34 protein-coding genes are annotated in these 24,370 nt (G+C 62.1%); 12 read left to right on the plus strand and 22 right to left on the minus strand.

Annotation, left to right across the window (positions count from 1 at the left end; translation table 11 throughout):
• The first annotated feature begins 44 nt into the window (after positions 1-44).
• Complete coding sequence (locus NKH63_RS18470; protein ID WP_352483078.1) at positions 45-413, plus strand: IS110 family transposase; 369 nt, start codon at positions 45-47, stop codon at positions 411-413.
• A 143-nt stretch (positions 414-556) separates the two neighbouring features.
• Positions 557-859 (plus strand): transposase, encoded by a 303-nt coding sequence (locus NKH63_RS31355; protein WP_352483079.1) that lies wholly within the window; start codon positions 557-559, stop codon positions 857-859.
• Between the two features lie 87 nt (positions 860-946).
• On the opposite strand, the gene NKH63_RS18485 is transcribed toward NKH63_RS31355, so the two are convergent.
• From NKH63_RS18485 to lgt, 6 genes are all read right to left on the minus strand, one after another.
• Complete coding sequence (locus NKH63_RS18485; protein WP_023678427.1) at positions 947-1,882, minus strand: ribose-phosphate pyrophosphokinase; 936 nt, start codon at positions 1,880-1,882, stop codon at positions 947-949.
• 253 nt (positions 1,883-2,135) lie between these two features.
• A complete protein-coding gene (locus NKH63_RS18490; protein ID WP_352483081.1) occupies positions 2,136-2,756 on the minus strand; it encodes a hypothetical protein in 621 nt (206 codons plus the stop codon).
• Between the two features lie 54 nt (positions 2,757-2,810).
• Positions 2,811-3,962, minus strand: coding sequence for a M24 family metallopeptidase (locus NKH63_RS18495; protein WP_023678425.1), 1,152 nt, complete (start codon positions 3,960-3,962; stop codon positions 2,811-2,813).
• Positions 3,962-4,750 carry a peptidoglycan editing factor PgeF gene (gene pgeF / locus NKH63_RS18500; RefSeq protein ID WP_023719190.1) on the minus strand — a complete coding sequence of 263 codons (789 nt, stop codon included), beginning with the start codon at positions 4,748-4,750 and terminating at the stop codon, positions 3,962-3,964. Before pgeF ends, NKH63_RS18495 begins: the two co-directional genes overlap by 1 nt.
• A 169-nt stretch (positions 4,751-4,919) precedes the next feature.
• Entirely contained in the window at positions 4,920-6,008 is a 1,089-nt protein-coding gene (locus tag NKH63_RS18505) for a class I SAM-dependent methyltransferase (protein WP_023719189.1), read from the minus strand.
• Complete coding sequence (gene lgt, locus NKH63_RS18510) at positions 6,005-6,856, minus strand: prolipoprotein diacylglyceryl transferase (protein WP_352483082.1); 852 nt, start codon at positions 6,854-6,856, stop codon at positions 6,005-6,007. The genes NKH63_RS18505 and lgt overlap by 4 nt, the downstream gene beginning before the upstream one ends.
• 130 nt (positions 6,857-6,986) lie before the next feature.
• Here lgt and NKH63_RS18515 point away from each other — a divergent pair, with 130 nt between their 5' ends.
• The 3 genes from NKH63_RS18515 to NKH63_RS18525 all read left to right on the plus strand — a co-directional run bounded on the left by NKH63_RS18515 (position 6,987) and on the right by NKH63_RS18525 (position 8,485).
• Positions 6,987-7,289, plus strand: a complete 303-nt coding sequence (locus NKH63_RS18515; RefSeq protein WP_023719187.1) for an accessory factor UbiK family protein — start codon at positions 6,987-6,989, stop codon at positions 7,287-7,289.
• Positions 7,290-7,618: 329 nt separating this feature from the next.
• The gene (locus tag NKH63_RS18520; protein WP_023678420.1) at positions 7,619-8,119 is read left to right on the plus strand and encodes a type III secretion system chaperone family protein; all 501 of its coding nucleotides are present in this window, start codon (positions 7,619-7,621) and stop codon (positions 8,117-8,119) included.
• Between the two features lie 6 nt (positions 8,120-8,125).
• On the plus strand, positions 8,126-8,485 hold the full coding sequence (locus tag NKH63_RS18525) for a tRNA-binding protein (RefSeq protein WP_352483084.1): 360 nt from the start codon (positions 8,126-8,128) through the stop codon (positions 8,483-8,485).
• 11 nt (positions 8,486-8,496) lie between these two features.
• On the opposite strand, the gene NKH63_RS18530 is transcribed toward NKH63_RS18525, so the two are convergent.
• The 4 genes from NKH63_RS18530 to NKH63_RS18545 all read right to left on the minus strand — a co-directional run bounded on the left by NKH63_RS18530 (position 8,497) and on the right by NKH63_RS18545 (position 12,424).
• Positions 8,497-9,519, minus strand: a complete 1,023-nt coding sequence (locus NKH63_RS18530) for a glycosyltransferase family 4 protein (RefSeq protein ID WP_352483085.1) — start codon at positions 9,517-9,519, stop codon at positions 8,497-8,499.
• Positions 9,520-9,723: 204 nt separating this feature from the next.
• Positions 9,724-11,139 carry an ATP-binding protein gene (locus NKH63_RS18535; protein ID WP_023719184.1) on the minus strand — a complete coding sequence of 472 codons (1,416 nt, stop codon included), beginning with the start codon at positions 11,137-11,139 and terminating at the stop codon, positions 9,724-9,726.
• Between the two features lie 51 nt (positions 11,140-11,190).
• Positions 11,191-11,910 (minus strand): response regulator, encoded by a 720-nt coding sequence (locus tag NKH63_RS18540; protein ID WP_023719183.1) that lies wholly within the window; start codon positions 11,908-11,910, stop codon positions 11,191-11,193.
• The gene (locus NKH63_RS18545) at positions 11,897-12,424 is read right to left on the minus strand and encodes a MarR family winged helix-turn-helix transcriptional regulator (protein ID WP_352483087.1); all 528 of its coding nucleotides are present in this window, start codon (positions 12,422-12,424) and stop codon (positions 11,897-11,899) included. Before NKH63_RS18545 ends, NKH63_RS18540 begins: the two co-directional genes overlap by 14 nt.
• 249 nt (positions 12,425-12,673) lie before the next feature.
• Between NKH63_RS18545 and NKH63_RS18550 the strand changes: the two genes are divergently transcribed.
• From NKH63_RS18550 to NKH63_RS18560, 3 genes are all read left to right on the plus strand, one after another.
• Entirely contained in the window at positions 12,674-13,567 is an 894-nt protein-coding gene (locus NKH63_RS18550; RefSeq protein WP_352483089.1) for a branched-chain amino acid aminotransferase, read from the plus strand.
• Between the two features lie 145 nt (positions 13,568-13,712).
• Entirely contained in the window at positions 13,713-14,027 is a 315-nt protein-coding gene (locus NKH63_RS18555; RefSeq protein ID WP_023719180.1) for a hypothetical protein, read from the plus strand.
• 181 nt (positions 14,028-14,208) lie between these two features.
• Positions 14,209-14,850: an MBL fold metallo-hydrolase gene (locus tag NKH63_RS18560; protein ID WP_023719179.1), complete on the plus strand. Its 642-nt coding sequence runs from the start codon at positions 14,209-14,211 to the stop codon at positions 14,848-14,850.
• Between the two features lie 80 nt (positions 14,851-14,930).
• Here NKH63_RS18560 and NKH63_RS18565 read toward each other — a convergent pair whose 3' ends face one another.
• The 3 genes from NKH63_RS18565 to NKH63_RS18575 all read right to left on the minus strand — a co-directional run bounded on the left by NKH63_RS18565 (position 14,931) and on the right by NKH63_RS18575 (position 16,187).
• A complete protein-coding gene (locus tag NKH63_RS18565) occupies positions 14,931-15,341 on the minus strand; it encodes a BA14K family protein (protein WP_023719178.1) in 411 nt (136 codons plus the stop codon).
• Between the two features lie 191 nt (positions 15,342-15,532).
• Positions 15,533-15,745 carry a cold-shock protein gene (locus NKH63_RS18570; protein WP_006202521.1) on the minus strand — a complete coding sequence of 71 codons (213 nt, stop codon included), beginning with the start codon at positions 15,743-15,745 and terminating at the stop codon, positions 15,533-15,535.
• A 229-nt stretch (positions 15,746-15,974) separates the two neighbouring features.
• Positions 15,975-16,187, minus strand: a complete 213-nt coding sequence (locus NKH63_RS18575) for a cold-shock protein (RefSeq protein ID WP_006202520.1) — start codon at positions 16,185-16,187, stop codon at positions 15,975-15,977.
• Between the two features lie 506 nt (positions 16,188-16,693).
• On the opposite strand from NKH63_RS18575, the gene NKH63_RS18580 reads away from it, so the two are divergent.
• A complete protein-coding gene (locus NKH63_RS18580; RefSeq protein ID WP_352483091.1) occupies positions 16,694-17,089 on the plus strand; it encodes a Kazal-type serine protease inhibitor family protein in 396 nt (131 codons plus the stop codon).
• Positions 17,090-17,099: 10 nt separating this feature from the next.
• Here the strand turns inward: NKH63_RS18580 and NKH63_RS18585 are convergent, their stop codons facing one another.
• From NKH63_RS18585 to NKH63_RS18600, 4 genes are read right to left on the minus strand one after another with little or no spacing between them, the layout of a single operon-like run.
• Complete coding sequence (locus NKH63_RS18585; RefSeq protein WP_254819206.1) at positions 17,100-17,324, minus strand: hypothetical protein; 225 nt, start codon at positions 17,322-17,324, stop codon at positions 17,100-17,102.
• A 35-nt stretch (positions 17,325-17,359) separates the two neighbouring features.
• The gene (locus NKH63_RS18590) at positions 17,360-17,497 is read right to left on the minus strand and encodes a hypothetical protein (RefSeq protein ID WP_023719175.1); all 138 of its coding nucleotides are present in this window, start codon (positions 17,495-17,497) and stop codon (positions 17,360-17,362) included.
• Positions 17,498-17,535: 38 nt separating this feature from the next.
• Positions 17,536-17,781, minus strand: coding sequence for a hypothetical protein (locus NKH63_RS18595; protein WP_023719174.1), 246 nt, complete (start codon positions 17,779-17,781; stop codon positions 17,536-17,538).
• The gene (locus NKH63_RS18600; RefSeq protein WP_023719173.1) at positions 17,778-18,044 is read right to left on the minus strand and encodes a hypothetical protein; all 267 of its coding nucleotides are present in this window, start codon (positions 18,042-18,044) and stop codon (positions 17,778-17,780) included. The genes NKH63_RS18595 and NKH63_RS18600 overlap by 4 nt, the downstream gene beginning before the upstream one ends.
• Before the next feature lie 334 nt (positions 18,045-18,378).
• Here NKH63_RS18600 and NKH63_RS18605 point away from each other — a divergent pair, with 334 nt between their 5' ends.
• From NKH63_RS18605 to NKH63_RS18615, 3 genes are all read left to right on the plus strand, one after another.
• The gene (locus NKH63_RS18605) at positions 18,379-18,561 is read left to right on the plus strand and encodes a hypothetical protein (RefSeq protein ID WP_023719172.1); all 183 of its coding nucleotides are present in this window, start codon (positions 18,379-18,381) and stop codon (positions 18,559-18,561) included.
• A 9-nt stretch (positions 18,562-18,570) separates the two neighbouring features.
• The gene (locus tag NKH63_RS18610) at positions 18,571-18,837 is read left to right on the plus strand and encodes a DUF1488 family protein (RefSeq protein ID WP_023719171.1); all 267 of its coding nucleotides are present in this window, start codon (positions 18,571-18,573) and stop codon (positions 18,835-18,837) included.
• A gap of 172 nt (positions 18,838-19,009) precedes the next feature.
• The gene (locus NKH63_RS18615; RefSeq protein ID WP_352483092.1) at positions 19,010-20,644 is read left to right on the plus strand and encodes a tetratricopeptide repeat-containing sulfotransferase family protein; all 1,635 of its coding nucleotides are present in this window, start codon (positions 19,010-19,012) and stop codon (positions 20,642-20,644) included.
• Between the two features lie 109 nt (positions 20,645-20,753).
• Here NKH63_RS18615 and NKH63_RS18620 read toward each other — a convergent pair whose 3' ends face one another.
• From NKH63_RS18620 to NKH63_RS18640, 5 genes are all read right to left on the minus strand, one after another.
• Positions 20,754-21,107: a DUF1428 domain-containing protein gene (locus tag NKH63_RS18620; protein WP_352483094.1), complete on the minus strand. Its 354-nt coding sequence runs from the start codon at positions 21,105-21,107 to the stop codon at positions 20,754-20,756.
• 71 nt (positions 21,108-21,178) lie between these two features.
• Entirely contained in the window at positions 21,179-21,607 is a 429-nt protein-coding gene (locus NKH63_RS18625; RefSeq protein WP_352483095.1) for a VOC family protein, read from the minus strand.
• A gap of 128 nt (positions 21,608-21,735) precedes the next feature.
• On the minus strand, positions 21,736-21,909 hold the full coding sequence (locus tag NKH63_RS18630; RefSeq protein ID WP_023719167.1) for a hypothetical protein: 174 nt from the start codon (positions 21,907-21,909) through the stop codon (positions 21,736-21,738).
• A gap of 105 nt (positions 21,910-22,014) precedes the next feature.
• Positions 22,015-23,544 carry an ABC-F family ATP-binding cassette domain-containing protein gene (locus NKH63_RS18635; RefSeq protein WP_352483096.1) on the minus strand — a complete coding sequence of 510 codons (1,530 nt, stop codon included), beginning with the start codon at positions 23,542-23,544 and terminating at the stop codon, positions 22,015-22,017.
• Between the two features lie 290 nt (positions 23,545-23,834).
• Positions 23,835-24,320 (minus strand): hypothetical protein, encoded by a 486-nt coding sequence (locus NKH63_RS18640; RefSeq protein ID WP_023719166.1) that lies wholly within the window; start codon positions 24,318-24,320, stop codon positions 23,835-23,837.
• Positions 24,321-24,370 lie beyond the last annotated feature (50 nt).

A 24,370-nucleotide genomic window follows, 5' to 3' on the forward strand; every position in this document is an offset into this window, starting at 1 on the left:
AAGACCCAGTTCGCCGTCGTCTTCGGCGAAAGGTTCGTCAGCCAATGACGAAACCGGCCTCGCGCACAGAATTCCTGACAGTTCCCGAGCCGACCGGAGCTTACCATCGCGGGTTTGAGTGCCGCCTCGCCGAGGCCGGATTGCTGCTGGTCAAAGTCAATCCGCGCCAGGCGCGCCGCTTCGCGGAGGCGACCGGCAAGCTGGCCAAGACCGACCGATGCGACGCCGCCATGCTGGCGCGCATGGGGGCAGTGCTGGCTTTGACGGCGCGGCCGCTTGGCAGCGCACTGCTCAATGAACTCAAGGACCTGCACCTGGCCCGTGCGGCTCTGATCAAGGATCGCACCGCAGCCAGCAACAGAGCCAAAACCCTGACCCTTGCCTTGCTCAGGCGCCACAACAACGAGCGCTGAAGCAGATCCAACGTCAGCTCGGCGATGTCGATCAGACGATCCTTACGCTCCTCAAAGCCGATCCCGACCTTGCCCAGCGCCTCGACATCCTGACCAGCATACCCGGCGTCTCGGATGCCACCGCATGCGCACTCATCATTGACATGCCGGAACTCGGAACCCTCGAGCCGCCACAGGCCGCAAGCCTCGCCGGCCTCGCTCCGGTCGCCCGTCAATCGGGCACATGGACCGGCCGCGCCTTCATTCGCGGCGGCCGGGCCAATGTTCGCCAGGCCCTCTACATGCCGGCCCTCGTCGCCATGCGCTTCAACCCCGACCTCAAGGCAAAATACCAGGCGCTAAAGGCGGCAGGAAAACCCGCAAAAGGTCGCCATCACCGCATTGATGCGAAAGCTCATCATCCTCGCAAACGCTCTCCTCAAGGCGCAGCGAAAATGGGCCCCTAAAACCCCTTGATCAAAACGGATACTTTAGGTTCTTGTTTTATGCATGTCGTTGTCGCAAAACCGCTGCTCACTTTTGCGCGACATGTATTAATCGAACAGGCTCGACACCGATTCCTCGGTTGCCGTGCGGGAGATCGCCTCACCCATCAGTTCGGCGATGGAGATGACGCGGATATTGGCGGCGTCCAGCACTGCCTGGGTCGGCTGGATGGAATCGGTGATGACCAGTTCCTGCAGTTTCGAGGCGCCGATGCGGGCGATGGCGCCGCCGGACAAAACGCCATGGGTAGTATAGGCGGTGACACTGGTGGCGCCGTCGGCAAGCAGCGCATCGGCCGCATTGCATAGCGTGCCGCCCGAATCAATGATGTCGTCGATCAACAGGCAATCCTTGCCGCGCACGTCACCGATGACGTTCATGACTTCCGATTCGCCGGGGCGCTCGCGACGCTTGTCGACGATGGCCAACTGGGCATCGATGCGCTTGGCGAGGGCACGGGCGCGGACCACGCCGCCGACATCCGGCGACACCACCATGACATTGGCGAGCTGCTTGTATTTCGCCTTCACGTCACGCGCCATCACCGGCACGGAAAACAGATTGTCGGTCGGGATGTCGAAGAAGCCCTGAATTTGCCCGGCATGCAGATCCAGCGTCAGCACCCGGTTGACGCCCGCCCGCGTGATCATGTTGGCTACCAGCTTGGCCGAGATCGGTGTGCGGCCGGAGGCGCGGCGGTCCTGCCTGGCATAGCCGAAATAAGGAATAACCGCAGTGATACGCTTGGCCGAGGAGCGCATGAAGGCGTCGATCATGATGAGCAGTTCCATCAGATGATCGTTGGTTGGGAACGAGGTGGACTGCAGGATGAAGACGTCCTCGCCTCGCACGTTCTCCTGGATCTCGACGAAGATTTCCTGGTCAGCGAAGCGCCTGACGCTGGCCTTGCCCAGCGGAATGTTGAGGTAGCGGGCGACTGATTCGGCCAGCACCCTGTTGGAATTGCCCGCGAAGAGCTTCATGCACCGTTCCTGGCGAAGGATTGAGAGACTCCGATAGCACTCCAGCCTCTTAGTCGGGCTTTTAGCGGCCCGCGCCGGTATTGCAAGCGTCGTGAATGGGAATCCGCCGGCTAATCTCAATAATCGCTTACGGCTTGACGATGCGGCGATAGGTCCACTTCGATGCCGACAGAATCGGGATAGCTTCTATCTTTCAGTCTGAGCATGCTCTTTTCCGAAAACCGGATTCCACTTTTCGGAATCATGCTCCAGGTCAGCCGGCGCCGCCGCCAAGCCAGGTGGCGAACTGGTCGATTGTCTGGTCGGCAATCGCCTGCATGGTCGCCGGCGCGACCGCCGCCCAGCCTTCGCCGCCACCGACGGAGGGCGCCTTCTGCTGGCCGTTGATGCGATGCAGCCGGTTGCCGGCCGGGTCATAGATGTCCCAGACATAGATGACGGTGGTGTCCTTGCCTTCCGTCATGGTCGAGAAATAGCCCTTGAGCACGTGCGTTGGGGTCTGGTCGGTGCTGCCGGCCAAGGTGATGCCACGCTGCCTGGCGCGTGTCTGAAGCTCGGCGGTCAGCGGTGTCGCGGCTTCTACCGAGGCGCCGACGATCGGCGCCACCTGCAGCCGGGTTCGCGCAATGGCAGCGGCGCTTTTGGCGGGCGGCACGGCTGCTGCCGCCGGAGGCTGCGCTGTATCTGCAGTTGGCGCGGTGCCGGAAGACGGCGCCACAGTTGAGGGGGGCGTTGCGGCGCCGCCGGCTCCGGGCAGGGATTGGGTCGATTGCGGGGCGATGGCCGAGGGTTCGAGAACGTCCTTCGCATTGGTGCAAGCCGCCAGCGCCAGCGCCGCGAGCAATGACACGGTCGTCACATGCGATCGTCTCATTAGCCTGAAAACTCCTTGGCGACGAACGCCCCTCACACTTTTTCCATTATGGATTCACTGCACGATCAAGTCGAGATCATGGCGGGACAGCGGCTTCGGCTGGGATTCGGTCGTCAGGTAGGTGCGGCCAAGGGTCATCGCCGTTTCGGTTTCGGAGTCCATGATGATCATATGGGCGAACAGCGTCATGTTCGGCGCAATCGGTTCGGGATTACCCTGATAGAACATCGGCATATCCATCCAGGACGGGGTGAAGCGGGCGCCGAGCGAATAACCGCAGGCATTGAGCCGGTGCTTGGTCAAATTGTGGGCTTCGAGCGTGCGGGCATGGGCGTCGAACACGTCGCCGAACGTATTACCAGGTGTCATCGCCTTCTCGACTGCAAGTAGCGCGGCGCGGGCGGCATCGAACAATTCCTGGTGGCGTTTCGATACCTTGCCGGTCAACACCGTGCGCATCATTGCCGCATGGTAGTGATGGAAGACACCGGCCCATTCGAGTGTCAGCTGGTCGTTCTTGGTGAGCTTGCGGCGACCGGCCTTGTAGCGGCAGAGCAGGGCGTCGACGCCCGAGCCGATGATGAACTCGTTGGCCGGATAATCGCCGCCGCCGGCAAAGATCGCGCCTTGCATGGCGGCGAGGATCAGCGCCTCATCGCCGCCCTGCTTGATCAGCGGCAGTGCTGCGTCCAGCGCGTCGTCGGCCAGATTTGCGGCTTTTTCCGCCTTGGCGATTTCGGCCGGGCTCTTGAACAGCCGCAGCCGGCTGACAATGCCAGAGGCATCTGCGATCTGCCCGAAGGTCTGCAACTGCTCGTCGAGGCGCCGGCCATTATATGCCGTCAGGCCGTGGGTGTCGTATTCGACGCCGATGCGGGCGCCGAGCAGGTCAAGCTCGTTGAGCAAATTGCGCAGGTCGACCGCCGGATTGGCGCCGTTGCGATCCGTCCACAAAACGATGTTGTCGATGATCGAGGTGTGGCGTGCCTGGCGCAAATCGGCCGAACGCGTCAGCAGTACCATCGAGCCGTCGGCCTTGACCACCAGGCACTGGAAAAAGCAGAAGCCGAACGTGTCGTAGCCGGTTAGCCAATACATGCTTTCCTGCGCAAACAGCAGGACGGCGTCGAGCTTCTTTTCGGCGATCTCGATCATCAGTCGATCGCGCCGCGCGTCGAATTCCGAGCGTTCGAAATGCAGCGCCATCAGTCAGTCTCCAAAACGATTGCCGAAACCTGCCGTCCGTAGTCGGGCTCGTTGCGATGCGTGCTGCGCCGATAGGAGTAGAAAAGCTCTTCCTCGGCATAGGTGCAGCGGCCGAGCCCTTCGGCATTGACGCCAGCCTTGGTCAGCCGGTCGACCGTGTAGCGGTTGAGATCGAACATCGCGTGTCCGGCATTTGCGGAGGGCGCGAAATAGCGGGCATTACCGGCATCGGCGTCGACGAAGCGCGCGACGAATTCCGGTCCGACTTCGTAATTCTGTGGGCCGATGGAAGGACCGAGCACTGCGACGATGCGGTCACGCCGGGCGCCGAGGCTTTCCATTGCCGCGATGGTGTTTTCCAGCACTCCCGTGAAAGCGCCTTTCCAGCCGGCATGGGCGGCTCCGATAATGCACGCCTCGGCGTCAGCGAAGAGGACCGGTCCGCAATCGGCGGTCGAGGCCCCGATGGCAATGCCCGGCCGGTCGGTGACGATGGCGTCGGCCTTGGGACGCTCGCCGGCAAAAGGTTCCCTGGCGATGACGACGTCCGGCGAATGAACCTGATGAGCAGTCAGCAGATGGCTTGCCGCCACGCCCATCCATTCGGCGACGCGGCGGCGATTCTCGCGCACCAGCGTCTGGTCGTCGCTCGATCCGGTGCCGATGTTGAGGCCCCGGTAGATGCCGCTGGAAATGCCGCCGACGCGTGTGAAGTAGCCGTGGCGGATGCCTTGCGCCGTTTCCAGCAAGGGCGACCGAACGGGATCCGGTTTGGTCTGATTCAGCATGGCGGCTTTGTTGTCCGTATGGGCGATTTCGTCAAGCGCGTTGAAGGCGGCGAGTTGAAGGTAGGCAAGTTGAAGGTAGGCGAGTTGAAGGCGGGCGCAGTTGAAGGCGAGTGCAGTTGATGTCGGGCGCAGCCGGAGAGGGGAGAGTGGTAGAGGCGACAGCGAAAAGTCAATCCGCGCTTGCGAACGGCGGAACGGCAATGCCGGGAGGAAGGATGGCAAGCACCTTGAAGAGCTCGCCCATGGCCTGCTGACCGGCGAGGCGCTCGACGTCGGCCGCGATCTTTTCACGAGCTGCCTCATCGGCATTGGCGCCGAGCCGGCCAGCTCGTTCGAGAAGCCCCATCTTGAGCAGGAATTCACCTTGCGTGGAGAGGTGGGCATCGAGGCTGTGTGCCCGAACGGTTGCAGCGAGGGCAGCGAAATCGACATGGGCGGTGAGGTCGGCCTCCCCCGGATTCGCCAGCACGTCCTCATGACCGTGCTTGCGCAAGGCCTGCAAGGTGTCGCCGATGCCGGGCTGGAGGTGACCGTAGTCGAGAAACAGGCCGGCGCCGCCAAATCCGGCAAGTCGCCCGGCGATGGCCGCCATCAGGGCGGCGCGGGCTGGCGCCACCTCGACGATCGCACCTTGCGGCGCATTCTCGGCATCCTCCGGCAGCAGCATCGGGTCGAGCGAGCCGGCGCCGACGAAAAAGCGAAGCTGGTTCGCATCGTCGAGACCGATCATCCGTTCGCGCCAGCCGGCTCCGGCGCGGACGAACTGGCGAATAGGCACCGCATCAAACAGCTCGTTGCCAACAATCAGAAGCTGCCCCTGCGGTAGTGTGTCGATGGTTTCATTCCAGGCGATGGTGGCCGACGTCCCGGCAAGCGTCCGTTTCTGGACCTCGGTCAACCGCGGACTGGTCTCGATCAAGGCGAATGATGCGCTGGCGGTAAGCGTCGGATCGAGCCGCGAAAGCGTGCGCAGCATATCTCTCATCAGCGTGCCGCGGCCGGGGCCTATTTCGGCGATGGCGACCGGCGTCGGCCGGCCGATCGCCAGCCATGCCTGGTAGAGCCAGACGGCGACCAGCTCGCCAAACATCTGGCTGATCTCCGGCGCGGTTACGAAGTCGCCGGCGGCGCCGAACGGCTCGCGTGTCGTATAATAGCCGTCCTGCGGATCGAACAGGCAGAGCGCCATGTATTCGCTGATGGGGATCGGTCCCACCGCACCGATCAGCTCGGCGATGCGTGTCTTCAGCGGCGTCATGCGGGCTGCGGTTTTGTCACCGGCTTGGCTGTAGCCATCGCCCAGATGCCGGCCAGCACCATCGGCAGCGACAGCACCATGCCCATGGTGAGCCAGCTCGTGCCAAGGAGATAGCCGAGCTGCTGGTCGGGCTCGCGGAAGAATTCGACGAAGACGCGCGAGGCGCCATAGCCGGCAATGAAGGCGCCGCCGACGAAGCGCGGCGTCTTCAGCTTGAGCCGCGAATGAGTGAGAAAGCGCAGGACAAGGAACAACACCAGCCCTTCGAGCAGCGCCTCGTAGATCTGGCTCGGATGGCGTGCAAATGGGCCGCCATTGGGGAATTCGAATGCCCATGGAACGTCGGTCGGTCGGCCCCATAGTTCGGAATTGATGAAGTTTGCCAGGCGAACGAGGCCAAGCCCCACCGGCACGCCGGCGGCAACAACGTCGAACAGCGACCATGTGCGGATGCCACGCGCCCGGGAAAACAGCGTCATGGCGAGAATGACGCCGAGCAGGCCGCCATGAAACGACATGCCGCCCTGCCAGACGGCGACGACATCGAGCGGATTGGCGATGTAACGCGGCAGGTCGTAGAACAACACGTAGCCGGTGCGTCCGCCGAGCACCACGCCGATGGCCGCCCAGACGATGAAGTCGTCGAGATCCACGGGCTTCATCGGCAGGGTGCCGTCGGGCCAGAGTTTCGGGTTGGTGACGAGGCGCTTGGCATACCACCAGGCGAACAGGATGCCGACGATGTAGCCGACGCCGTACCAATGCACCGCCAGCGGTCCGATCCGGACGATGACCGGATCGATGTTGGGGAAGGGCAGGGCAGCCAGCGGCAGCAAATATTCGCTCAACAGGGTCTCCCGGTTCCGGTCAGGTTCGGGCGCGGACCATGCGGCAGGGTTTTGGCAGGGTCAAGGCGAGCATATGCTTGCATTCCGCATCGTGCGCCACTACGTCAATTCGACCAAGCGAGGATTTGCCATGGCGACCGGACCGAACCGCATTCTCGATGAATTCGCCAAGCTGATGACCGACGCAGCCGGTGCCGCGCAAGGCGTGCGGCGCGAGGTGGAGACCGCCTTCAGGGGCCAGGCCGAGCGGATACTCAACTCCATGGACGTCGTGCAGCGCGAGGAATTCGAGGCCGCTCGCGACATGGCGGCGAAGGCCAGGGAAGAAAACACCCGCCTCGCTGCTCGCATCGAAGCGCTCGAGGCCAAGCTTGCCGAAATGACCGGTCAGGCAGCGCCTGCGGCTTCGGCAAAGCCGCGTGCAAAAAAATAATAAAAATATTCGTTAAACTTTTCCACAAAGCCGGATCGCAAAAAGCGCTTTGTCGTGAATCGCTTACCGGTACTGCGTGGATCTTTCCGACAGCGCCTTTCCACATGCGAATGACGCAGTGCGAAAAATTGGGCTGGTCACGCGACTCCCGATCAATAGACTGAATTTGTTGCATGATTCGGAGCAGGGTCATGCGCCGGGCGGTGGGGTCCGGTCCGGGGTCTTTGCGTTGACGAAGTCCTGGCCGTCCGAGTTCTAGGCAGAATTGTTCGAGTGTGCCTCTCCCGCGGAGCGTGTGGTGGCGCTCCCAGAACGACAGGAAGCATTTCATGGAACTTCTCGAACTCGAATTCTCCCGCGAAATCCATCCGGTGGATGTTATCGAGCAGGTGGCGCACAACAACGATTGGTCCTTCGAGCGGGCCGGCGATGACGAGATCTCGATCTCGGTCGCCGGAAGCTGGACCGACTACCACGTTTCATTCTCCTGGATGGAGGACTACGAGGCGCTGCACCTGGCCTGCGCTTTCGACATCAAGGTGCCTGAGGCGCGCGCGCTCGAGGTGATGCGGCTGCTTTCGCTGATCAACGAACAGATGCTGTTTGGGCATTTCGACCTCTGGGAGCAGGAAGGCGCCATCATGTTCCGCCAGTCGCTGCTGCTGGCCGGTGGGGTTGAGCCGTCGAGCCAGCAGGTCGAGGTGCTGCTGTCGTCGGCGCTGGAAGCCTGCGAATGCTATTTTCAGGCCTTCCAGTTCGTCGTCTGGTCGGGGACTTCGGCCAAGGACGCGCTGGCCGGCGTGCTGTTCGAAACCTACGGAAACGCCTGACCGTCGATGGGTTCGAGCAACGCGAGAAAAACCGAGATCAGCTTCGCCGATTTCGACCGCGTCGACATCCGCGCCGGCACGATCGTCGAGGCCGAGCCTTTTCCCGAGGCGCGCAAGCCGGCGATCAAGTTGAAAATCGATTTCGGTCCCGTGATCGGGGTGAAGAAATCCTCGGCCCAGATCACGAAATACTATACACCTGAAAGCCTGATCGGCCGGCAGGTGTTCGCGGTGGTCAATTTCCCGCCGCGTCAAATCGGGCCATTCATGTCGGAAGTGCTGACGCTCGGTTTTCCCGATGAAGAGGGCGCCGTCGTCCTCGGCGCGATCGAGCACAAGGTGCCGGACGGCGGCAGGTTATTCTAACTGCGCTTTGCTCAGGCGGCCAGTTTACGCGTGGTACCCAGCGCTTCTTCGACCGTTTCCATGAACATTTCGGCGCAGGCTTTCCAGCTGTAGCGCATAGCACGTTGCCGCGCCTCGGTGCGGTCGACGAGAAGCGCGGCGAGCGCTGCTTGCCGAAGGTCGTGCGAGACCGCGCCGCCGATGCTGTCACCGACGATATCGATAGGCCCGGTGACGGGATAGGCTGCGACCGGCGTGCCGCTGGCCAGCGCCTCGATAATGACGTTGCCGAATGTGTCGGTGCGGCTGGGGAAGACAAAGACGTCGGCCGAGGCGTAGATCTCGGCCAGTTCGTCGTTCGGGCGATGGCCGAGGAAATGGGCATCGGGATATCTGACCTTCAGCTTCGCCAATTCCGGCCCTTCGCCGACAATCACCCTGCTGCCGGGCAGGTCCAGATCGAGGAAGGCCGGCAGGTTCTTCTCGATCGCGACGCGGCCGACGCAGAGGAAGATCGGTCCCGGAAGCCCCAGGTCCTTTCTCTTATCCGGTCGAAAATGATCGGTATCGACGCCACGCGTCCATGGCCGAAGCTTGGTGAAGCCGCGTGCCGCAAGATCGTCGGCAAGCGACTGGGTGGCGACCAGCGTGCCCTGTCCTGAATTATGGAAATCGCGCAGCCAGCGATAGGCCCATGCTTCCGGCACCGGCAGACGCGCGCTCAGATATTCCGGAAAACGTGTGTGATAGCTGGTCGTGAACGGACGGCCGGCGTTGCGGCAGTAGCGCCGCGCCATAATGCCGAGCGGTCCTTCGGTGACGATATGGATGTGATCCGCCTTGCGTGCCTCGATCAGCTGCGCCACGCGGTGCGGCGTCGTCAGCGCCAGCCTGATGTCGGGATAGGTCGGCAGAGGCAAGGTGCGAAAGATGTTCGGCGTCAGGAAGTCCGTCTCGACATCGAAGGATTTCAGGGTCTCCGAGAGGCGCTCCAGCGTGTGGACGACGCCGTTGACTTGCGGGCGCCAGGCATCGGTGACCATCAGGATGCGCATGGCGGTCCCTTGGCGGAGAGCTTGATTGCTTTGCCGCGATGCCTGAACGGCGACCACGCCGCCGCTCTGGCCTCGCACCAGCGCACCCGGGCAGGCGCGGGGTCGAAATGAGGCCGCAGGGCCGAATCAATCAGGATCGCGCGCTTCATTGGCGCTCTTCACCATGGTTTCATGACGGGCGGATGAAGGCTGGCCTCGCTCCCGTCAAGCCGGAACCTTGATCACCGCCCGCAGGCCGCCGAGCGGGCTGCGTTCGAGGACGATGTCGCCGCCATGGCTGCGGGCAATGTCGCGTGCGATGGAAAGGCCAAGGCCGGTGCCGCTGGCGTCGAGGTTGCGGGCCTCGTCCAACCGCACGAAAGGCTTGAATACATCCTCCCGCTTTTCGGGCGGAATGCCCGGACCGTCATCGTCGATAGTGACGAGCAGCGAACCGCGTCCATGATTGGCATTGATCTCCACCGTCTTGGCATAGCGGAATGCATTGCCGACGACGTTGGACAGCAGCCGGGCAAAGGCATTGGGGCGCACATGGACGTGCGGATCGCCGGCAAGCACGGTCGACAGCTTGCGCTTGCGCAGCGCGGCTTCCTCGCGAAGCTTGTCGAAGAAGGCTTCGAGGTCGAACCGGCCGGCGTCTTCCGATGCTTCGCCACGTGCAAAGGCAAGGTAGCCTTCCAGCATCGACTGCATGTCGTCGATGTCCTGGTCGAGTGCCTGCGTGTCGGCCGCCTTGGTCCCGGCCAGCGCCAATTGCAGCTTGAAGCGGGTGAGGATGGTCCTCAGATCGTGACTGACGCCGCTCAGCATGGCGGTGCGCTGCTCGAGCTGGCGTTCGATGCGTTCGCGCATCTGGATGAAGGCAAAGCCGGCGCGGCGGACTTCTTCGGCACCGCGCGGGCGAAAATCGCGCGGCATCGGCCGGCCTTTGCCGAAGCTCTCGGCCGCCTCGGCCAGCGTCAGAATCGGCCGGATCTGGTTGCGCAGGAAGGGAATGGCGATCATCAGCAGCACCAGTGAGGTACCGACCATCCAGATCAGGAAAATATGGGTATTCGACGCATAGGCTTGGCTGCGGCGCACGAAGACGCGCAGCACCTTGTTCTCAAGCTGGACGCGGACCTCGACGATATTGGAATTGCCGACCGTATCGATCCAGAACGGACGGTTGATCTGGCGGGTGATCTCGGACGAAAGGATCTCGTCGAGGATCGAGAAGAACGGCTTTGGCCCGGGTGGCGGCAGTGGGTCGGGCGGCAGGAGGTCGACCTTCAACTGCATGCGATCCTGGGCGATGCGGATGACGTTGGCGTAGTCGGCGTCGTGCGGATAGGTCTCTATCAGGTCGATGATGGCGGCGATGTCGCGCACCGTGGCCTGCGACAGGCGCTGCGTCACGGTCTGCCAATGGCGCTCCATGAAGACAAAGGCGACGACCGACTGCAGCATGATCATTGGCGCGATGACGATGATCAGCGAGCGGGCATAGAGCCGCTTCGGCATGTAAAGCGACACCAGGCGCCAGAAACGGTTCCAAGCGCGCGGCACGGCCTTCAGCGCCCGCGTCGCGCGGGCGCTCAAGCCGCCATCTTCCGGCCGTTCGAGTTGCGTGGTCGCCATTCGTCTTTTCGCTCACCGGCGGCCCAGCAAAGGACCGCTGTCGGCGGCATTCTATTCCACGCTGAGCCGATACCCAATACCGCGCACGGTCTGCAGCCAGACCGGATTGGACGGATCGCGTTCGATCTTGCGGCGCAGCCGGTTGATCTGGACGTCGATCGTGCGCTCGCCGACCTCGGACTCGTCGCCGACAAGCTCATGCCGCGGTATCGTTTCGCCGGCACGCGCAGCGAAGATCGCCAGGATTTCCTGCTCGCGGTCCGTCAGCTTGAGCGCCTCGCCGCCGCGCTTCAGCTCACGCCTGGCGATCTGGAAGGTATAGGGGCCGAAGACCAGCTGTTCGACCTTGGGCGTCGTCGCGGGGCCGCCGCGGCGCAAGATATTGTTGATGCGCAGGATCAGCTCGCGCGGGTCGAACGGTTTTGGCAGATAGTCGTCGGCGCCGGCCTCGAGCCCGGTGATCCGGCTGTCGGTTTCGGACAGTGCGGTGAGCATCAGGATCGGTACGTTTTTTTCCGCCCGCAGCGCCTTGGTGAGATCGACGCCGCTTTCACCCGGCATCATGACGTCGAGCACGATCAGATCGAAATCGAGGCCGGTGAGCTTGCGCCGCGCCTCGCCGGAATTTCCGGCAACGGTGACGCGAAAACCGTTTTCGGTCAGATACTGTTTCAGAAGATTGCGGATTCGGGTGTCGTCGTCGACCACCAGCAGATGCGGCGCGTCGTCTTCCGGTGCTGTCGGATGATCAACCCTCTCAATGGTCTCCATGGCTTTTCCCTGACATCTTTGCGGGCACAATGTCGATCTGCGCCCTTAGTTCCGGATTGACCATCGCCTCAAGGAACCGTTCGATAACGGCGCGTTCGGTGGCTCCGGAATCCTCCAATGCAGCATGGATGCGGCGCGACTGTGGCCGCGCCAGTGCCAGCGCCAGCGCACGGCCCTTGGCCGTCGGATAAAGCTCGCGCTGGCGGCGGTCGCGAGGGCCCTGCAATTGCACGATATGGTCGGTGTCGATCAGTTGCTTGAGCACGCGCGCCAGGCTCTGCTTGGTGATCTTGAGCACGTCGAGGAGCTCGGCGACCGTCAGGCCGGGCCGGCGATTGACAAAATGCAGAACCCGGTGATGAGCACGGCCAAAACCGTAGTCGGCCAGGATCTGGTCCGGATCGGAGGTAAAGTCGCGATAGGCGAAGAACAACAACTCGATGATGGCGAAATCGATGCCATCCTCGTCGGTGATCGCCGTCCTGATCGGCTCTGCGGCTGCGTGGCTCGTCATCTTTTCTCCGTGTGAAGCAGGAAATTATGTCAGCACTATTGACGTATTTTCCGCGCGATGGTAATTTTTGGCAAGCTTTTCGGCGGATTGCGAACGAAAAGGCAAACGAAGCCCTTTTTTCCGGAACTTCCTGAGTTTGCCAGACCTTAAATATCCGCCTACGCTTTGAGACAATGGCCGCCCGCGGCGGCCGAGGCGAAACACGCAACGACACAATGATGTGCGGGCTGCCGCCCGCGGGAGGTTACCATGGCATCCGTTCCCTTCGACCAACTGGACGGCTTTATCTGGATGAACGGCGAATTCGTCAAATGGGCCGCCGCCAAGATCCACGTCTTGACCCACGGGCTGCACTACGCCAGCGCGGTATTCGAGGGCGAGCGCGCCTATGGCGGCGAAATTTTCAAGCTGACCGACCACACCGAACGCCTGCATGAGTCGGCGCGCCTGCTTGGCTTCAAGATACCCTACTCGGTCGCCATGATCGACGACGCCTGCCGCACGCTGTTGAAGAAGCAAGGTTTCCAGGACGCCTATGTCCGGCCGATCGCGTGGCGCGGCAGCGAACAAATGGGCGTTTCGGCGCAGAACAGCCGGATCAACTGCGCCATCGCCATCTGGCAGTGGCCGAGTTATTTCGACCCGGCGCAGAAGCTGAAGGGCATCCGCCTCGACATGGCCGAATGGCGCCGCCCCGACCCGCGCACCGCACCGTCGAAATCGAAGGCGGCCGGCCTCTACATGATCTGCACCATGTCCAAGCATGCCGCCGAGGCCAAGGGCTATGCCGACGCCATGATGCTCGACTGGCGTGGCCAGGTGGCGGAAGCGACAGGCGCCAACATCTTCTTCGTCAAGGACGGCAAGATCCATACGCCCAAGCCCGATTGCTTCCTCGACGGCATCACCCGCCGCACGGTCATCGGCCTTGCCAAGGACCGCGGTTTGGAGGTGATCGAGCGCGCCATCATGCCGGAAGAGCTTGAAGGCTTCCAGCAGTGCTTCCTCACCGGGACAGCGGCCGAGGTGACGCCGGTTTCGGAGATCGGCCCGTACCGATTCGAGGTCGGTGAGATCGCCAAGACGCTGATGAATGACTATTCTGCAGCCGTTCAACCCAACCACGCGATTGCTGCAGAATAACGAAAGTCACAGCTTTTTTATCAAGTAGGGGCGGTTTTCGGGCCGCCCCTTTTATTTAAGCGTTTGCGCATTTGACTTTCGTCCAATTCGGCGTCTCATGATGGCGTCGGCCCGGGAGGCTGGCAGCTATGGAGGGATTGGAAATATGGATATGAACACGCTTCTTCCGATCATTATTCAGGTGATTACGGGTATCATCGGTGGTCAGGCGGTGGGCGCGGCTATCAAGACGGCGGCGATGGGTCAGCTTCCCAAAATCCTGGGCGGCGCTGTTGGCGGCGTCGGCGGGGCGGCCATCCTCAGCAGCCTGCTGGGCGGTGGGGCGGTCGATCCGGCAGCAGCCGCCACGGCGGCAGGGGCCGGCAGCGCGTTGAACATTCCCAACATCGTTGGCGGTGCCGGCGGCGGCGCCATCCTGACCGGCATCATCGGTGCGGTCATGAACGCGATGAAGAAATAAGCTTTCGACGTTTCAGGCTTTTCAAATGGGCGGCTTCGGCCGCCCATTTCGTTTGCCGTTTGCGGGAGCGGTGGACGCCGTCCGCGTGTGTCTCTACATCAGGGCCTGATTCAACAAGGTTAGAGCTTTCCTGACGCGTTCGAGGGCGCGCGCGGAGCTCCGACAGTGTGAAAGGACAAATATGGGTCAGCTCAACGCCGGCATCGTGCCGGTCACGCCGTTCCAACAGAACTGCACCATCCTCTTCGACATGGACGACAGACAGGGCGTCGTCGTCGATCCGGGCGGCGACATCGACAAGGTGCTGGCGGCGCTCAAGGACAATGCGATCACTGCCGGCGCGATCTGGATCACGCATGGCCATATCGACCATGCCGGCGGGGCCATGGAACTGAAAGAGGCGCTCGATATCGAGATCATCGGCCCGCATGCCGCCGACCGTCCGCTGCTCGCCAATCTCCAGAACCAGGCAAAGCGCTACGGCATCACCGATCCCGTGCGCAACTGTGTCCCCGACCGGTTCCTCGCCGAGGGCGAGACCGTTTCGTTTGGCTCACAGGTGTTTGAGGTATTCCATTGTCCGGGCCACGCACCCGGCCACATCGTCTACTATAACCGGGCGGCGAAGTTCGCCCATGTCGGCGACGTGCTGTTCCGCGGTTCGGTCGGCCGCACCGACCTGCCGGGCGGCGACCACGCCGCGCTGATCGCCTCGATCAAGGAGAAGCTGTTGCCGTTGGGCGACGACATCGGCTTCATCTGTGGCCATGGTCCCGGCGGCCGTTTTGGTGAGGAGCGGCGGAGCAATCCTTATTTGGTCTAAAGCCGGCCTGGTCTGAAACCGCGAAAAACAAAAAGCGCCACCCACCGGGCAGCGCTTTTGTTCAGGACAGGAAAACTGTCTTAATTGGCGGTGCAAAAATGCTGTTCGCCGTCATAGCCAGTGAACGTGCCGGTACGCGCGTTGAAGCTCTGGTAGCGGTCCGAGCAGTATTCGTACCAGCCGCGGGTCCACGGCTCCGCATAGCTTTCGGCATAGGCTACTCGCGGCTGCACGTAATAGCGGCGCACCGGGGCAGGCCGGTAGTATTCATCATCATAGGCCGGGTCGTAATAGCGGGGCTGCGGGCTGGCGAGGGCACCGCCGATCAAGGCACCGGCCGCAAGACCAAGGACGCCGGCCGCAACGGCGTCGCCGTGGCCGTGGTGGCGGCGGTGATGGCGCCATTCATCGGCACTGGCCGCAGGCAAGGTCGCAAGCGTGGTCGCAACGACCGCGGCGGACAGGATGGCAGTCTTGAAAATTCCGTTCATGTCGGTCTCCTTCGTGCCGGCCCGGGTCGTTTTCGGGGGGATGCGGTCCGGCTTTAACGAAGATTAATATCCGACCGTGGCTGAACGGGGGCTGAACGAAATTTGACCAAGCGGTTCATTTAACTGGGGTTCAAACATGCGGCAAACACCGCAGGCCAGACCGGCCCACGTCCATTCTGTCCGGGGCTGGTTCAGCCGATCGACAGGTTGACGGCTTTCGGACCCTTGCCGCGCTTGTCCGGCTCGGTGTCGAATGTCACTTTCTGCCCATCCTCAAGACCGGGAAGACCCGACGCCTGCACGGCCGAAATATGGACGAAGACATCCTTTGCCCCGTCGTCCGGCGTGATGAAGCCGAAGCCCTTGGCGTGATTGAAGAATTTGACGGTGCCGGTCTGCGGCATGGGAAGCTCCTTTGATCCCACAAGTCCAGTCTCGGGCCGGCAAATGCCCGGACGGAAATTTGTCCTTTATTTTAGTGCCATCGGCAAGAGAAAGTTTTGCGGGTGCCGGCAAGCATCCCGGAACACAAAAGGCGCGACGAAAACCGCCGCGCCTTTATAAAATTCGAGTTCACACCAAAAGCCTTGCAGCATCCTCACACACCCGAAAGGACGCGCGGCACGCCGCCGTTCAGGCGGCGCGGAGATTGACCGCTTTCGGACCCTTACCCATACGGTCGGGCTCGACATCGAAGGTGACCTTCTGACCGTCGACGAGCGTGCGCAGCCCGGAAGCCTCTATCGCCGAGATGTGGACGAATACATCCTTGGCGCCGCCATCGGGCGTAATGAAGCCGAAGCCTTTGGTAGCGTTGAAGAATTTAACGGTGCCGGTCTGGGCCATTGGGGAAACTCCTTCACCCGTGTCAGTCTTGGTGGTTCCGCCCGCCGCCTGGCGCCGTGGGCAAGTCCCGGTGGTTGCTTCGGCAGTCATGCATTGGCGCATGGTAAAACCCCCCGCCGAAAACGGGGCTGTCAGAGATTCACAGTATCGGGGAAAGGTCGTCCAAAACGTTCCGCTCTCCGGGTCGCAAATGCCCGAACACAAAATTTATCGCACGGAAACGTGATGCTTGCAAGATAGAGCCGCGGGCGGCCCAACAGGCGCATCCCGAGGCATCGCACCGATAGAACTGGTTCTCCGCGCGGTCATCGGCCAGACGCAACCCAGGCATGGTCCAGCAAGCTGGGCCGGTGCTGTTTTGGACTTGCGCCGGCATACCGCCTTGGTTTGCATGCGCCAGGCTGCAAACGGGGTTGCATTTCGCAGCAGAATGGCGAGATTGACGAAGATCGGCCCGATGCAGGCGCGATTACGCGGGGGCGGGAGTTTCGAGGGAGGGAATATTTATGCGGCTTCTTGCGGCAATCTTTTCGCGGCAGGGTTTTTCCATCTTGTTCCTGTCGGCAATTCTTGCTGCCTGCACCGTCGTGGTCGATGAGGGGCCAGGGCCGCGCCCGCCACGGCCGGGGCCGCAATTCTGCACCAGGCAATATGACCCGGTCTGCGCCAGGCGCGGCGGCGACCGCCAGACCTTCGCCAATGCCTGCCTTGCCGAACGGGCCGGATACCGCATCATCCGTGAAGGCGAGTGCCGTGGCGGTGGCGGCGGCGGGGAGCAGACATTCTGTACCCGCGAATACCGCCCGGTCTGTGCCCGTCGCCATGGCGAACTGCGCACGTTCCCCAATGAATGCGAGGCCCGCGCGGCGGATTATCGGGTCGTCGATGATGGGCCGTGCTAGCGCACCGGCCTCACTGTTCGTCCGGATAGGCACCATCGGCGGGGCCGACGTAGAGCTCGGCGCCGTCCTCGTTGGAGATGCGCAGGCGATCGGGGATCTGCGGCATCATCAGCGTGTGAAGCAGCGTGGCGGCGCCTTGCAGGGCGGCGCGCAGGTTCGGTGCCTCCAGCGACACTCGATCGAGTGTCGCTTCGTCGGCATCGCGCGAGCGGTAGAACTCGATGACGAAGTTCAAGCACGCCTCCAGGCAGATTGTCGTGCGATCGAACCCTAGCCTTTGGACTTGGGTTTCACAGCGGTCTCCGCCTGCTTGACCGCCGAGCCGAAGGGCGAGGCCGGTTTTGCCGCCACCTTGTCCTTCTTGGGCTTGCGTGTCTCGCGATTGCTGCGCTGTTGACCCTTGGCCATTTTCTGATCCCTTATACGTGTTGCGGATTGCTTTCGGCTCAGTTGGCCGGGTTGTCGACCGGTTCGAGATTGTCTTCCGTGGTGACCCGCTCATAGGTCTCCTGATCGCTGCGAATGCGATATTGCGGCGAGCCGTCCTTGACCGGCAGCCGGCTCTTTATCTGGAACAGCTCCGCGGTCTTTTGGGCAAGGCCGGTGCGGCTCTTCATGCGAACAGTCTGGCCGACGGTGAAGATATGCGAGGGCGTGTCCGTGCGCCGCGCACTCTGCTGGAAGCGGATCATGTGGCATTCTCCTGGTCGTGCCGAAGCGCTGCTTCGAGTTCGGCGTGGTCGACGGCGACAAGCCGGCCGGTTGGGCTTTTCACCGTCCTTGCCGGCAGATGGATGAAGGTGGCGACGCGGCGCCAGGCAAGCCACGACATGCCGTCGATCAGTTCCTCGTCGTGGTCGATGTCATAGTCGCCGGCCGGCTGCATGCCATCCAGGCCGCCAAGCACGAAAGGTGCCGCGAAATGCGCGATGGAATGAGTGGTGCGGGCAGACATTCTCGTGCCTTGAAGTTTCTTTCCGGCCTGGCTCCGAAAGCGGAGCCTGCATTGCGGTACCAGGTGTCGGCGATTTGGATCAGTTTGGCGGGCCGAGAACCCTGACGCCGCGAGGGCCCAAGCATGACCCAAAAACGGTTTCATACCATTAGTCCGAAAATGCGGCTTATTCAAGAAGATTCCGGCCTCTTACCCCTACCAACGCAAAATTACTTTTCTATAGTTATTTGCAGAACGATGATACGATCCCGGTGCACCTCAAAAATTGTTTGAAGAACTTCCGGAAAAATTCCTCCGGCATTTGTATTTATTTAGGTATGAAAGGAAGAGAGTCATGAATTCCGCAAGAACACCGGATGTCCCGACAGTTGCAGTCAATCCCGTCGCAAAGCCGATAAAGGTTATGTCGCCGCGCCTCACGATAAGAAGCGACGAGGCGGCAAGGCGAAGGCTTGCCGACACCGATGGCACGGTGCGGCGGGCGCGCCAGCTTGCCGAAAGCAACCGCCTGATTTGACGCGCAGCCATGACACTCAATTTTCCCAATCCCAGCCGTTCCTACGACGCGGCGGCCAAGCGTATTCGTTTCGTCGGCCATGACGGCATGTTCGAAGTCCCGTTCTTCGTCGAGGTTGCGGCACTTTCGGCGGCAAACCCGGCCGCAAGCGGAGCCGAAGCCGAATTTCTCAGCGCCTTCGACGCCAAGCGTTCGTCGATCCACGATATTGCGCGCGAAGCCTACTCGCATGGCCGCAGGAACATGTATGTGCTGACGCCGGCCGACTTCCGCTAGTTTGGGGTTTGCTCCATAGTGCCCGTCGTCTGCTCTTGCACGCGCCGCAGCGATGGCCTAGATCGCGGCAGGCGGACAACACGGCAGGTTTCCCATCAACAGAAATCCGAGACAACCGGCAGGCGCACGTTACGGCTCAGGCGGGCAGCCGCCCCTGGGGCTTGACCAGTACGTGCAGCAGGCGCTGCAGCTGCACCAGGCGGGGCGCCGGCAGGAGGCCGAGGCGCTTTACCGTCAGGTGCTGGCGCAAAAGGCTAACCACTCGGCCGCCGCGCATTTCCTCGGGCTTCTGCTGCACCAGACCGGGCGCAGCGCCGAGGGGCTGGCGCTGATCGAACAGTCGGTTCGGCTGCAGCCGAACAATCCGGATTTCCTCAACAATCTCGGCACCGTGCTGCGCGACCTCGGCCGGGTCGCGGCCGCAGCCGATCTCTTCCGCAAGGTGGTGGCAACCAGGCCGGACCAACTGGCGGCGCGCGACAATCTCGGCTCGTCGCTGAAGCAGCTCGGCCAATTCGAAGGCGCCGAGGATATTTATCGCGGTACGATCGGCCGCAACCCGTTCCATGTCCGCGCCCGTGTCGGGCTTGCCGAGACGCTGCAGGAAGCGGGCCGGCTGGATGAGGCATTAGCTGTTTTTCGCGAGGCGCTGACGATCCGGCCGAAGGATGCCGATCTTTTGCATGGCCTGGGTGTCGGGCTGATGGAAAAGGGCAGTCTCGACGAGGCTGCGGATCTTTTCAGGCAGGCGCTGGCGGTGGATCCCGGCATGGCAAGGGCCTGGCTAATGCTCACCCAGGTCAAGCGCCAGAAGGAGCGCGACGCCGAGCTTGCCCGGATGGAGGCGGAGCACGCCAGGGCGCCGCAAGGCAGCCTGCCGCGCATGCAGCTTTCCTTCGGCCTCGGCAAGGCCAATGACGACCTCAGGGATTATGGTCGCGCCTTCGACTATTTCGCCGAAGGCAACGCGATCCGCCGCCAGGGCATCGACTACGACGCCGACAAGACGCGCGGCGAGTTCGAGGCGATGAAGGCGGTGTTCGACAAGGCCTTTTTTGAAAAGCACAGGCCGAGCGGGATTACCGACGACACGCCGATCTTCATTGTCGGCATGCCTCGTTCCGGTACCACGCTGGTCGAGCAGATCATCGCCAGCCACCCGCAAGTCTATGGCGCTGGCGAGCTCAGCATATTGAAGACGGCGGTCGGCAAGCAGTTTCCGCTCAGCATGAAGGGCGGCTTTCCCTGGGGCATCGCCGACATGTCCGATAAGGCCTATGCCGAGGCGGGCCAGGCCTATCTCGATATGCTGCACGCCCGCTATCCCGGGTTCCGGCACGTCACCGATAAGATGCCCGGCAATTTCCTGTTGGTCGGTTTCATCCACATGATGCTGCCGCAGGCCAAGATCATCCATTGCGCGCGCGATGCGGCAGCGACCTGCCTGTCGATCTACAAGGTGCACTTCCGCGGCGACAGCCACCGCTACGGCTACGATCTCGGCGAACTCGCCGATTTCCACAATCTCTACACCGACATCATGGCGCACTGGCACGCCGTGCTGCCTGATGTCGTGCACGACGTTCGCTACGAGGATTTTGTCGCCGACCAGGAAGGCCAGTCGCGAGCACTGATCGCCCATCTCGGCCTGCCATGGGATGACGCCGTGCTGTCGTTTCACCGGACCGACCGGCCGGTGCGCACGGCGTCCGCCGCGCAAGTGCGGCAGCCGATGTATCAGGGCTCGGTCGATCTGTGGAAGCGCTATGGCGACCGGCTGAAGCCGCTGCTCGACAGGCTGGCTTAGAGCGCCGCTGGGCCTTAAAAGCGCGTCGCGCTCGATCGGCCTCATGCGACGCGCTTTAGATCCTTGTTTTTATGCATGTCGTTATCGCAAAACCGCTGCGCGACATGCATCAAAGCTCCATAAACGGCTGAAAGCCGCCGAAGATCATGCGCTTGCCGTCGAACGGCATCGTCGACCAGTCCGACTTGATGCGTGGGTCGGCCATCACCTTGGCCATCACCGTGTCGCGGCTCTGCCGCGATTCATAGACGACCCACGAGAAGATGACGACCTCGTCGTCCTTGGCCTGCACGGCGCGCGGGAACGAGGTGATCTCGCCATAGGGCACGTCGTCGCCGACGCATTCGACATAGGCAAGCGCCCCGTGCTCCTTCCAGACGGCGCCGGCGGTTTCCGCCAGCTTCTTGTAGGCATCGAGCTTTGCCTTCGGCACGGCAAGTACGAAACCATCGACATAAGACATCTGATTTCCTCCATGCGATTGTTTTCCGCCCTCTTGAGCGGTGATTTCCGGTACATACCTGTGTGGGGATCCTAAGCCGCTTTCACCGGCGCGTTCATTGCCCATTCGACGCCGAACGGATCACGCATATTGCCCCAGCGGTCGCCCCAGAACATCACCTGCAACGGCACGACTTCCTCGCAGCCCGCCTCGATGGCCCGCTTCCACCAAGCGTCGATGTCGTCGCTGCCGAGATGGAGCTGCATGGTGTAGCCCTGCGGCTTCACAGCGGGCATTCCATGCTCGGGATAGAAGTCGGAAAGCATCAGCGTCGAACCGTTGATGTGGAGATGGATATGCATGGTACGGCCCTGTTCGTCCGGCGGATAGGCAAAGACCTGCTCGGCACCGAAGGCCTTTTGGTAAAATTCGGCGGCTTTGAAAGCGCCGTCCAACTGAAGGTAGGGCGTCAATCCGCCAAGCACTTTGGCGGCGGGCTGGGTCTGCGCCTGGTCATTCATGTCATGCTCCTCTTTGCGTCTGGTTTGCCTTTGCGAACCACAGGACGAACGAAATGGCGACGATCCTACACGGCCGATGGTTTTTTGGATTCGAAATGGCGCCTGCCGCAACGGCCAACTGCCACCTTTCAACCTTCGATGCGAATCCGCGGGCTGTTTTGCGCGTCGACGACGATTTCCGGCCAGCCGATATCTTTGCGCAACTCGATCGGCAATGAAAGGATGGCGCGTTCGCTGCGATAACGGGCGCGAGCCGCCGAGTAACGCGTCACGGCGTGACCTATGGATGACAGAATAGACATGATGCTTTCTCCTCGATTGGCGCCGGCATCACCGTGTCGGCAACCCAAGGACGTGGCATGCGATCATCATCCGACAGAGCGCCGGAATTTTTTTTCCGCAATTTTTCAACCGCCGGTTTCGGCAACCTCCCGGAAGAAAGCTTCCGGGTCGTCGACCTCGGTCAGCCGCCGTTTCTCGATCAGCCAGAAGCGGTTGCCAACCGCGCGGATGAAGGAGCGGTCGTGCGAGGCGAGCAGACAGCTCGCCTGACGTTCCAGCAATTCCGCTTCCAGCGCTTCCTGGCCATCGATGTCGAGGTGGTTAGTCGGCTCGTCGAGTAAATAGAAATTGGGATTGGCGAGCCTGAGCGCCAGCATCATCAGCCGCGCCTTCTGTCCGCCCGACAGCACGCCAATCCTGCGCTCCTGCATGTCGATGCTGACGCCGGCGCCCGCGAGCAGCGAGCGGGCGCGCTGCTCGCCAACGTCGAATCTGTGCGAGAGCATCGCCAGCGGCGTGTCGTCGCCGCTGATGCCCGACAATGCCTGGTCGCTATAGCCGAGCACCGTCGACGGCGTCACCTTCAGGCTTTGCGCCGCCATTTCCGGCTCGACGATGGCGTTCCGGATCAGGCCGATCAGCCGTGATTTGCCGACGCCGTTACGGCCGAGCAGGACGATGCGGTCGCCTTGGCAGATGTGGCGCTTGCCGGTGCTGAACAGAACCGTGCCGTCAGGTGTTCCGACCACCAGATCATCCAGCGTGATCAGCACCTTGGCATGGCTGCCGCGATTGGCGAGCTTGATCGCGCCCGCCGATTTTTCGCGGTGTGCCGGCGCTGCCGCTTCTTCCAGGCGCTCTGCCCGCTGGTTGAGCTGCTTGGTCTTGACCGTCAAAAGGTCGCTGCCGGAATTGATGCCGATATTGTTGAGCTTGGCCGCCTGCCGGCGCAGCTTCTGCGCCACTTTCATGTCGCGCTGGAATTTGCGCTCGGTCGAAGCGTCGACCTCGTCCAGCGCAAGCCTCGCCCGTGAATAGGGCAGCGAGAACACCGGTGACTGTTCGGGGCGCAGGAACATGGTGCGGTTGGTCGTCGCATCGAGAAAAGCCCGGTCGTGGCTGGCAATCACAACCGGCACCTCGCGCGGCAGGGCGTTCAGCCAGGTCTCGAGCTGGCTGATCTTGCCGAGGTCGAGATGGTTGGTCGGCTCGTCGAGAAGCAGGACGTCGGGATCGGTGACCCAGACGCGGGCGATCAGCGCCAGCCTTTGCCAGCCGCCGCTCAAGGCCCGCATCGGCCGCTCGCGCATTGGCTCGGGCACGTCGAGCGAATCGAGGACCACATCGACGCGCCACAGCTCGCTTTCGGCGTGCTCGGACGGCAAGGCATCGGCCACCACCTCATGAAAGCTGCGCCCGGCCAGCGCTGCGGGAATGACCTGCTCGACATAGCCGACGCGCAGGCCGCGCGTGCGGGTGATGTCGCCTGATGTCGGCTCCATGTCGCCGGTCAGGCACTTCAACAAAGTCGATTTGCCGCGACCATTGGCGGCGACGATGCCGAGCCGGTCGCCGGCGCCGATGGTGAGATCAAGGTTGGAGAAGAGCGGCGCACTCATGGTGACGCCGAGGGACTTGAGGCTGATCAGGGCCATTTTGATTTCTCTGGTCTTGCCGGAGTCCGGCTCAATGCACTTTGACGGTGCGCGTGCTGGCCATCAGGCTCGGCGTTGCGGCACCACGAAGGGCAGACCAAAAAATCGAAGCGGGAAAACCCGGGACCGTCCCTGGTCAGCCCTGCAAGCAAGCTCGCAGGGCAGAAATCGGGCCACGCTGACGATGGTGGTCGAAAGACACGCAGCCCTCCTTTCAAGAAGTTTGAGTGAGGGGAAGCGATTACACCAAAGGCAGGGCGGATGGCAAGGGAGGGGTGGAATGCGGGGTGTCAGCCTCGCCTGATCCCTTCGGCCCAGGCCACCAAGTCCTCCTCGCTGCTGCGCAGCCGCTTCATGACCCGTTGCATGGGCCAGCAGGTCACTCCACTTGCAACTTCGAGGGCCGCGTTGATTTCCCCTTCGGGATCGTTGTCATCCGTCAGCCAATGCCCACCGAGTTCCTTGCGGAGCACCTCACCGCAGTAACATCCCAACGCAAACAGGCGTGGCCCGACATCTTGTGAAATCAACCCGCCAGAGATGGGTTCTCCATCCTTCGTCTGCTCGCGAAAGAACCGTTCTACCTCCGATATGCTCCGTGGCGTGAAATCGACGCGATAGCCCGAACTTTGCAATGCGCTGGATATCCATTGTGCGGCGACCGGAATGTCGTCCTGCAAGCGCCGCGGCGCGCTCGTTGTTTGAGACGTCGCGCGTGACGGCAGGAAGGCTGCGGCAACGGCGGCGAGAAGTCCAAAGAAACGACGCGTCATCATCTGTAGCCACCCAAGCGGTGGCGTGAAGTTACATGTGTCGCTTGAGGAGC

The organism is Mesorhizobium sp. M0960, assembly GCF_040319055.1.
GTDB lineage: Bacteria > Pseudomonadota > Alphaproteobacteria > Rhizobiales > Rhizobiaceae > Mesorhizobium.

What these genes read in the sequence shown, in the direction of transcription:
- NKH63_RS18470 (WP_352483078.1), top strand. Translation starts at nt 45, where the DNA reads ATGACGAAACCGGCCTCGCGCACAGAATTCCTGACAGTTCCCGAGCCG.
- NKH63_RS31355 (WP_352483079.1), top strand. Translation starts at nt 557, where the DNA reads ATGCCGGAACTCGGAACCCTCGAGCCGCCACAGGCCGCAAGCCTCGCC.
- NKH63_RS18485 (WP_023678427.1), bottom strand. Translation starts at nt 1,882, where the DNA reads ATGAAGCTCTTCGCGGGCAATTCCAACAGGGTGCTGGCCGAATCAGTC.
- NKH63_RS18490 (WP_352483081.1), bottom strand. Translation starts at nt 2,756, where the DNA reads ATGAGACGATCGCATGTGACGACCGTGTCATTGCTCGCGGCGCTGGCG.
- NKH63_RS18495 (WP_023678425.1), bottom strand. Translation starts at nt 3,962, where the DNA reads ATGGCGCTGCATTTCGAACGCTCGGAATTCGACGCGCGGCGCGATCGA.
- pgeF (WP_023719190.1), bottom strand. Translation starts at nt 4,750, where the DNA reads ATGCTGAATCAGACCAAACCGGATCCCGTTCGGTCGCCCTTGCTGGAA.
- NKH63_RS18505 (WP_023719189.1), bottom strand. Translation starts at nt 6,008, where the DNA reads ATGACGCCGCTGAAGACACGCATCGCCGAGCTGATCGGTGCGGTGGGA.
- NKH63_RS18515 (WP_023719187.1), top strand. Translation starts at nt 6,987, where the DNA reads ATGGCGACCGGACCGAACCGCATTCTCGATGAATTCGCCAAGCTGATG.
- NKH63_RS18520 (WP_023678420.1), top strand. Translation starts at nt 7,619, where the DNA reads ATGGAACTTCTCGAACTCGAATTCTCCCGCGAAATCCATCCGGTGGAT.
- NKH63_RS18525 (WP_352483084.1), top strand. Translation starts at nt 8,126, where the DNA reads ATGGGTTCGAGCAACGCGAGAAAAACCGAGATCAGCTTCGCCGATTTC.
- NKH63_RS18530 (WP_352483085.1), bottom strand. Translation starts at nt 9,519, where the DNA reads ATGCGCATCCTGATGGTCACCGATGCCTGGCGCCCGCAAGTCAACGGC.
- NKH63_RS18535 (WP_023719184.1), bottom strand. Translation starts at nt 11,139, where the DNA reads ATGGCGACCACGCAACTCGAACGGCCGGAAGATGGCGGCTTGAGCGCC.
- NKH63_RS18540 (WP_023719183.1), bottom strand. Translation starts at nt 11,910, where the DNA reads ATGGAGACCATTGAGAGGGTTGATCATCCGACAGCACCGGAAGACGAC.
- NKH63_RS18545 (WP_352483087.1), bottom strand. Translation starts at nt 12,424, where the DNA reads ATGACGAGCCACGCAGCCGCAGAGCCGATCAGGACGGCGATCACCGAC.
- NKH63_RS18550 (WP_352483089.1), top strand. Translation starts at nt 12,674, where the DNA reads ATGGCATCCGTTCCCTTCGACCAACTGGACGGCTTTATCTGGATGAAC.
- NKH63_RS18555 (WP_023719180.1), top strand. Translation starts at nt 13,713, where the DNA reads ATGGATATGAACACGCTTCTTCCGATCATTATTCAGGTGATTACGGGT.
- NKH63_RS18560 (WP_023719179.1), top strand. Translation starts at nt 14,209, where the DNA reads ATGGGTCAGCTCAACGCCGGCATCGTGCCGGTCACGCCGTTCCAACAG.
- NKH63_RS18565 (WP_023719178.1), bottom strand. Translation starts at nt 15,341, where the DNA reads ATGAACGGAATTTTCAAGACTGCCATCCTGTCCGCCGCGGTCGTTGCG.
- NKH63_RS18570 (WP_006202521.1), bottom strand. Translation starts at nt 15,745, where the DNA reads ATGCCGCAGACCGGCACCGTCAAATTCTTCAATCACGCCAAGGGCTTC.
- NKH63_RS18575 (WP_006202520.1), bottom strand. Translation starts at nt 16,187, where the DNA reads ATGGCCCAGACCGGCACCGTTAAATTCTTCAACGCTACCAAAGGCTTC.
- NKH63_RS18580 (WP_352483091.1), top strand. Translation starts at nt 16,694, where the DNA reads ATGCGGCTTCTTGCGGCAATCTTTTCGCGGCAGGGTTTTTCCATCTTG.
- NKH63_RS18590 (WP_023719175.1), bottom strand. Translation starts at nt 17,497, where the DNA reads ATGGCCAAGGGTCAACAGCGCAGCAATCGCGAGACACGCAAGCCCAAG.
- NKH63_RS18595 (WP_023719174.1), bottom strand. Translation starts at nt 17,781, where the DNA reads ATGATCCGCTTCCAGCAGAGTGCGCGGCGCACGGACACGCCCTCGCAT.
- NKH63_RS18600 (WP_023719173.1), bottom strand. Translation starts at nt 18,044, where the DNA reads ATGTCTGCCCGCACCACTCATTCCATCGCGCATTTCGCGGCACCTTTC.
- NKH63_RS18605 (WP_023719172.1), top strand. Translation starts at nt 18,379, where the DNA reads ATGAATTCCGCAAGAACACCGGATGTCCCGACAGTTGCAGTCAATCCC.
- NKH63_RS18610 (WP_023719171.1), top strand. Translation starts at nt 18,571, where the DNA reads ATGACACTCAATTTTCCCAATCCCAGCCGTTCCTACGACGCGGCGGCC.
- NKH63_RS18620 (WP_352483094.1), bottom strand. Translation starts at nt 21,107, where the DNA reads ATGTCTTATGTCGATGGTTTCGTACTTGCCGTGCCGAAGGCAAAGCTC.
- NKH63_RS18625 (WP_352483095.1), bottom strand. Translation starts at nt 21,607, where the DNA reads ATGAATGACCAGGCGCAGACCCAGCCCGCCGCCAAAGTGCTTGGCGGA.
- NKH63_RS18630 (WP_023719167.1), bottom strand. Translation starts at nt 21,909, where the DNA reads ATGTCTATTCTGTCATCCATAGGTCACGCCGTGACGCGTTACTCGGCG.
- NKH63_RS18635 (WP_352483096.1), bottom strand. Translation starts at nt 23,544, where the DNA reads ATGGCCCTGATCAGCCTCAAGTCCCTCGGCGTCACCATGAGTGCGCCG.
- NKH63_RS18640 (WP_023719166.1), bottom strand. Translation starts at nt 24,320, where the DNA reads ATGATGACGCGTCGTTTCTTTGGACTTCTCGCCGCCGTTGCCGCAGCC.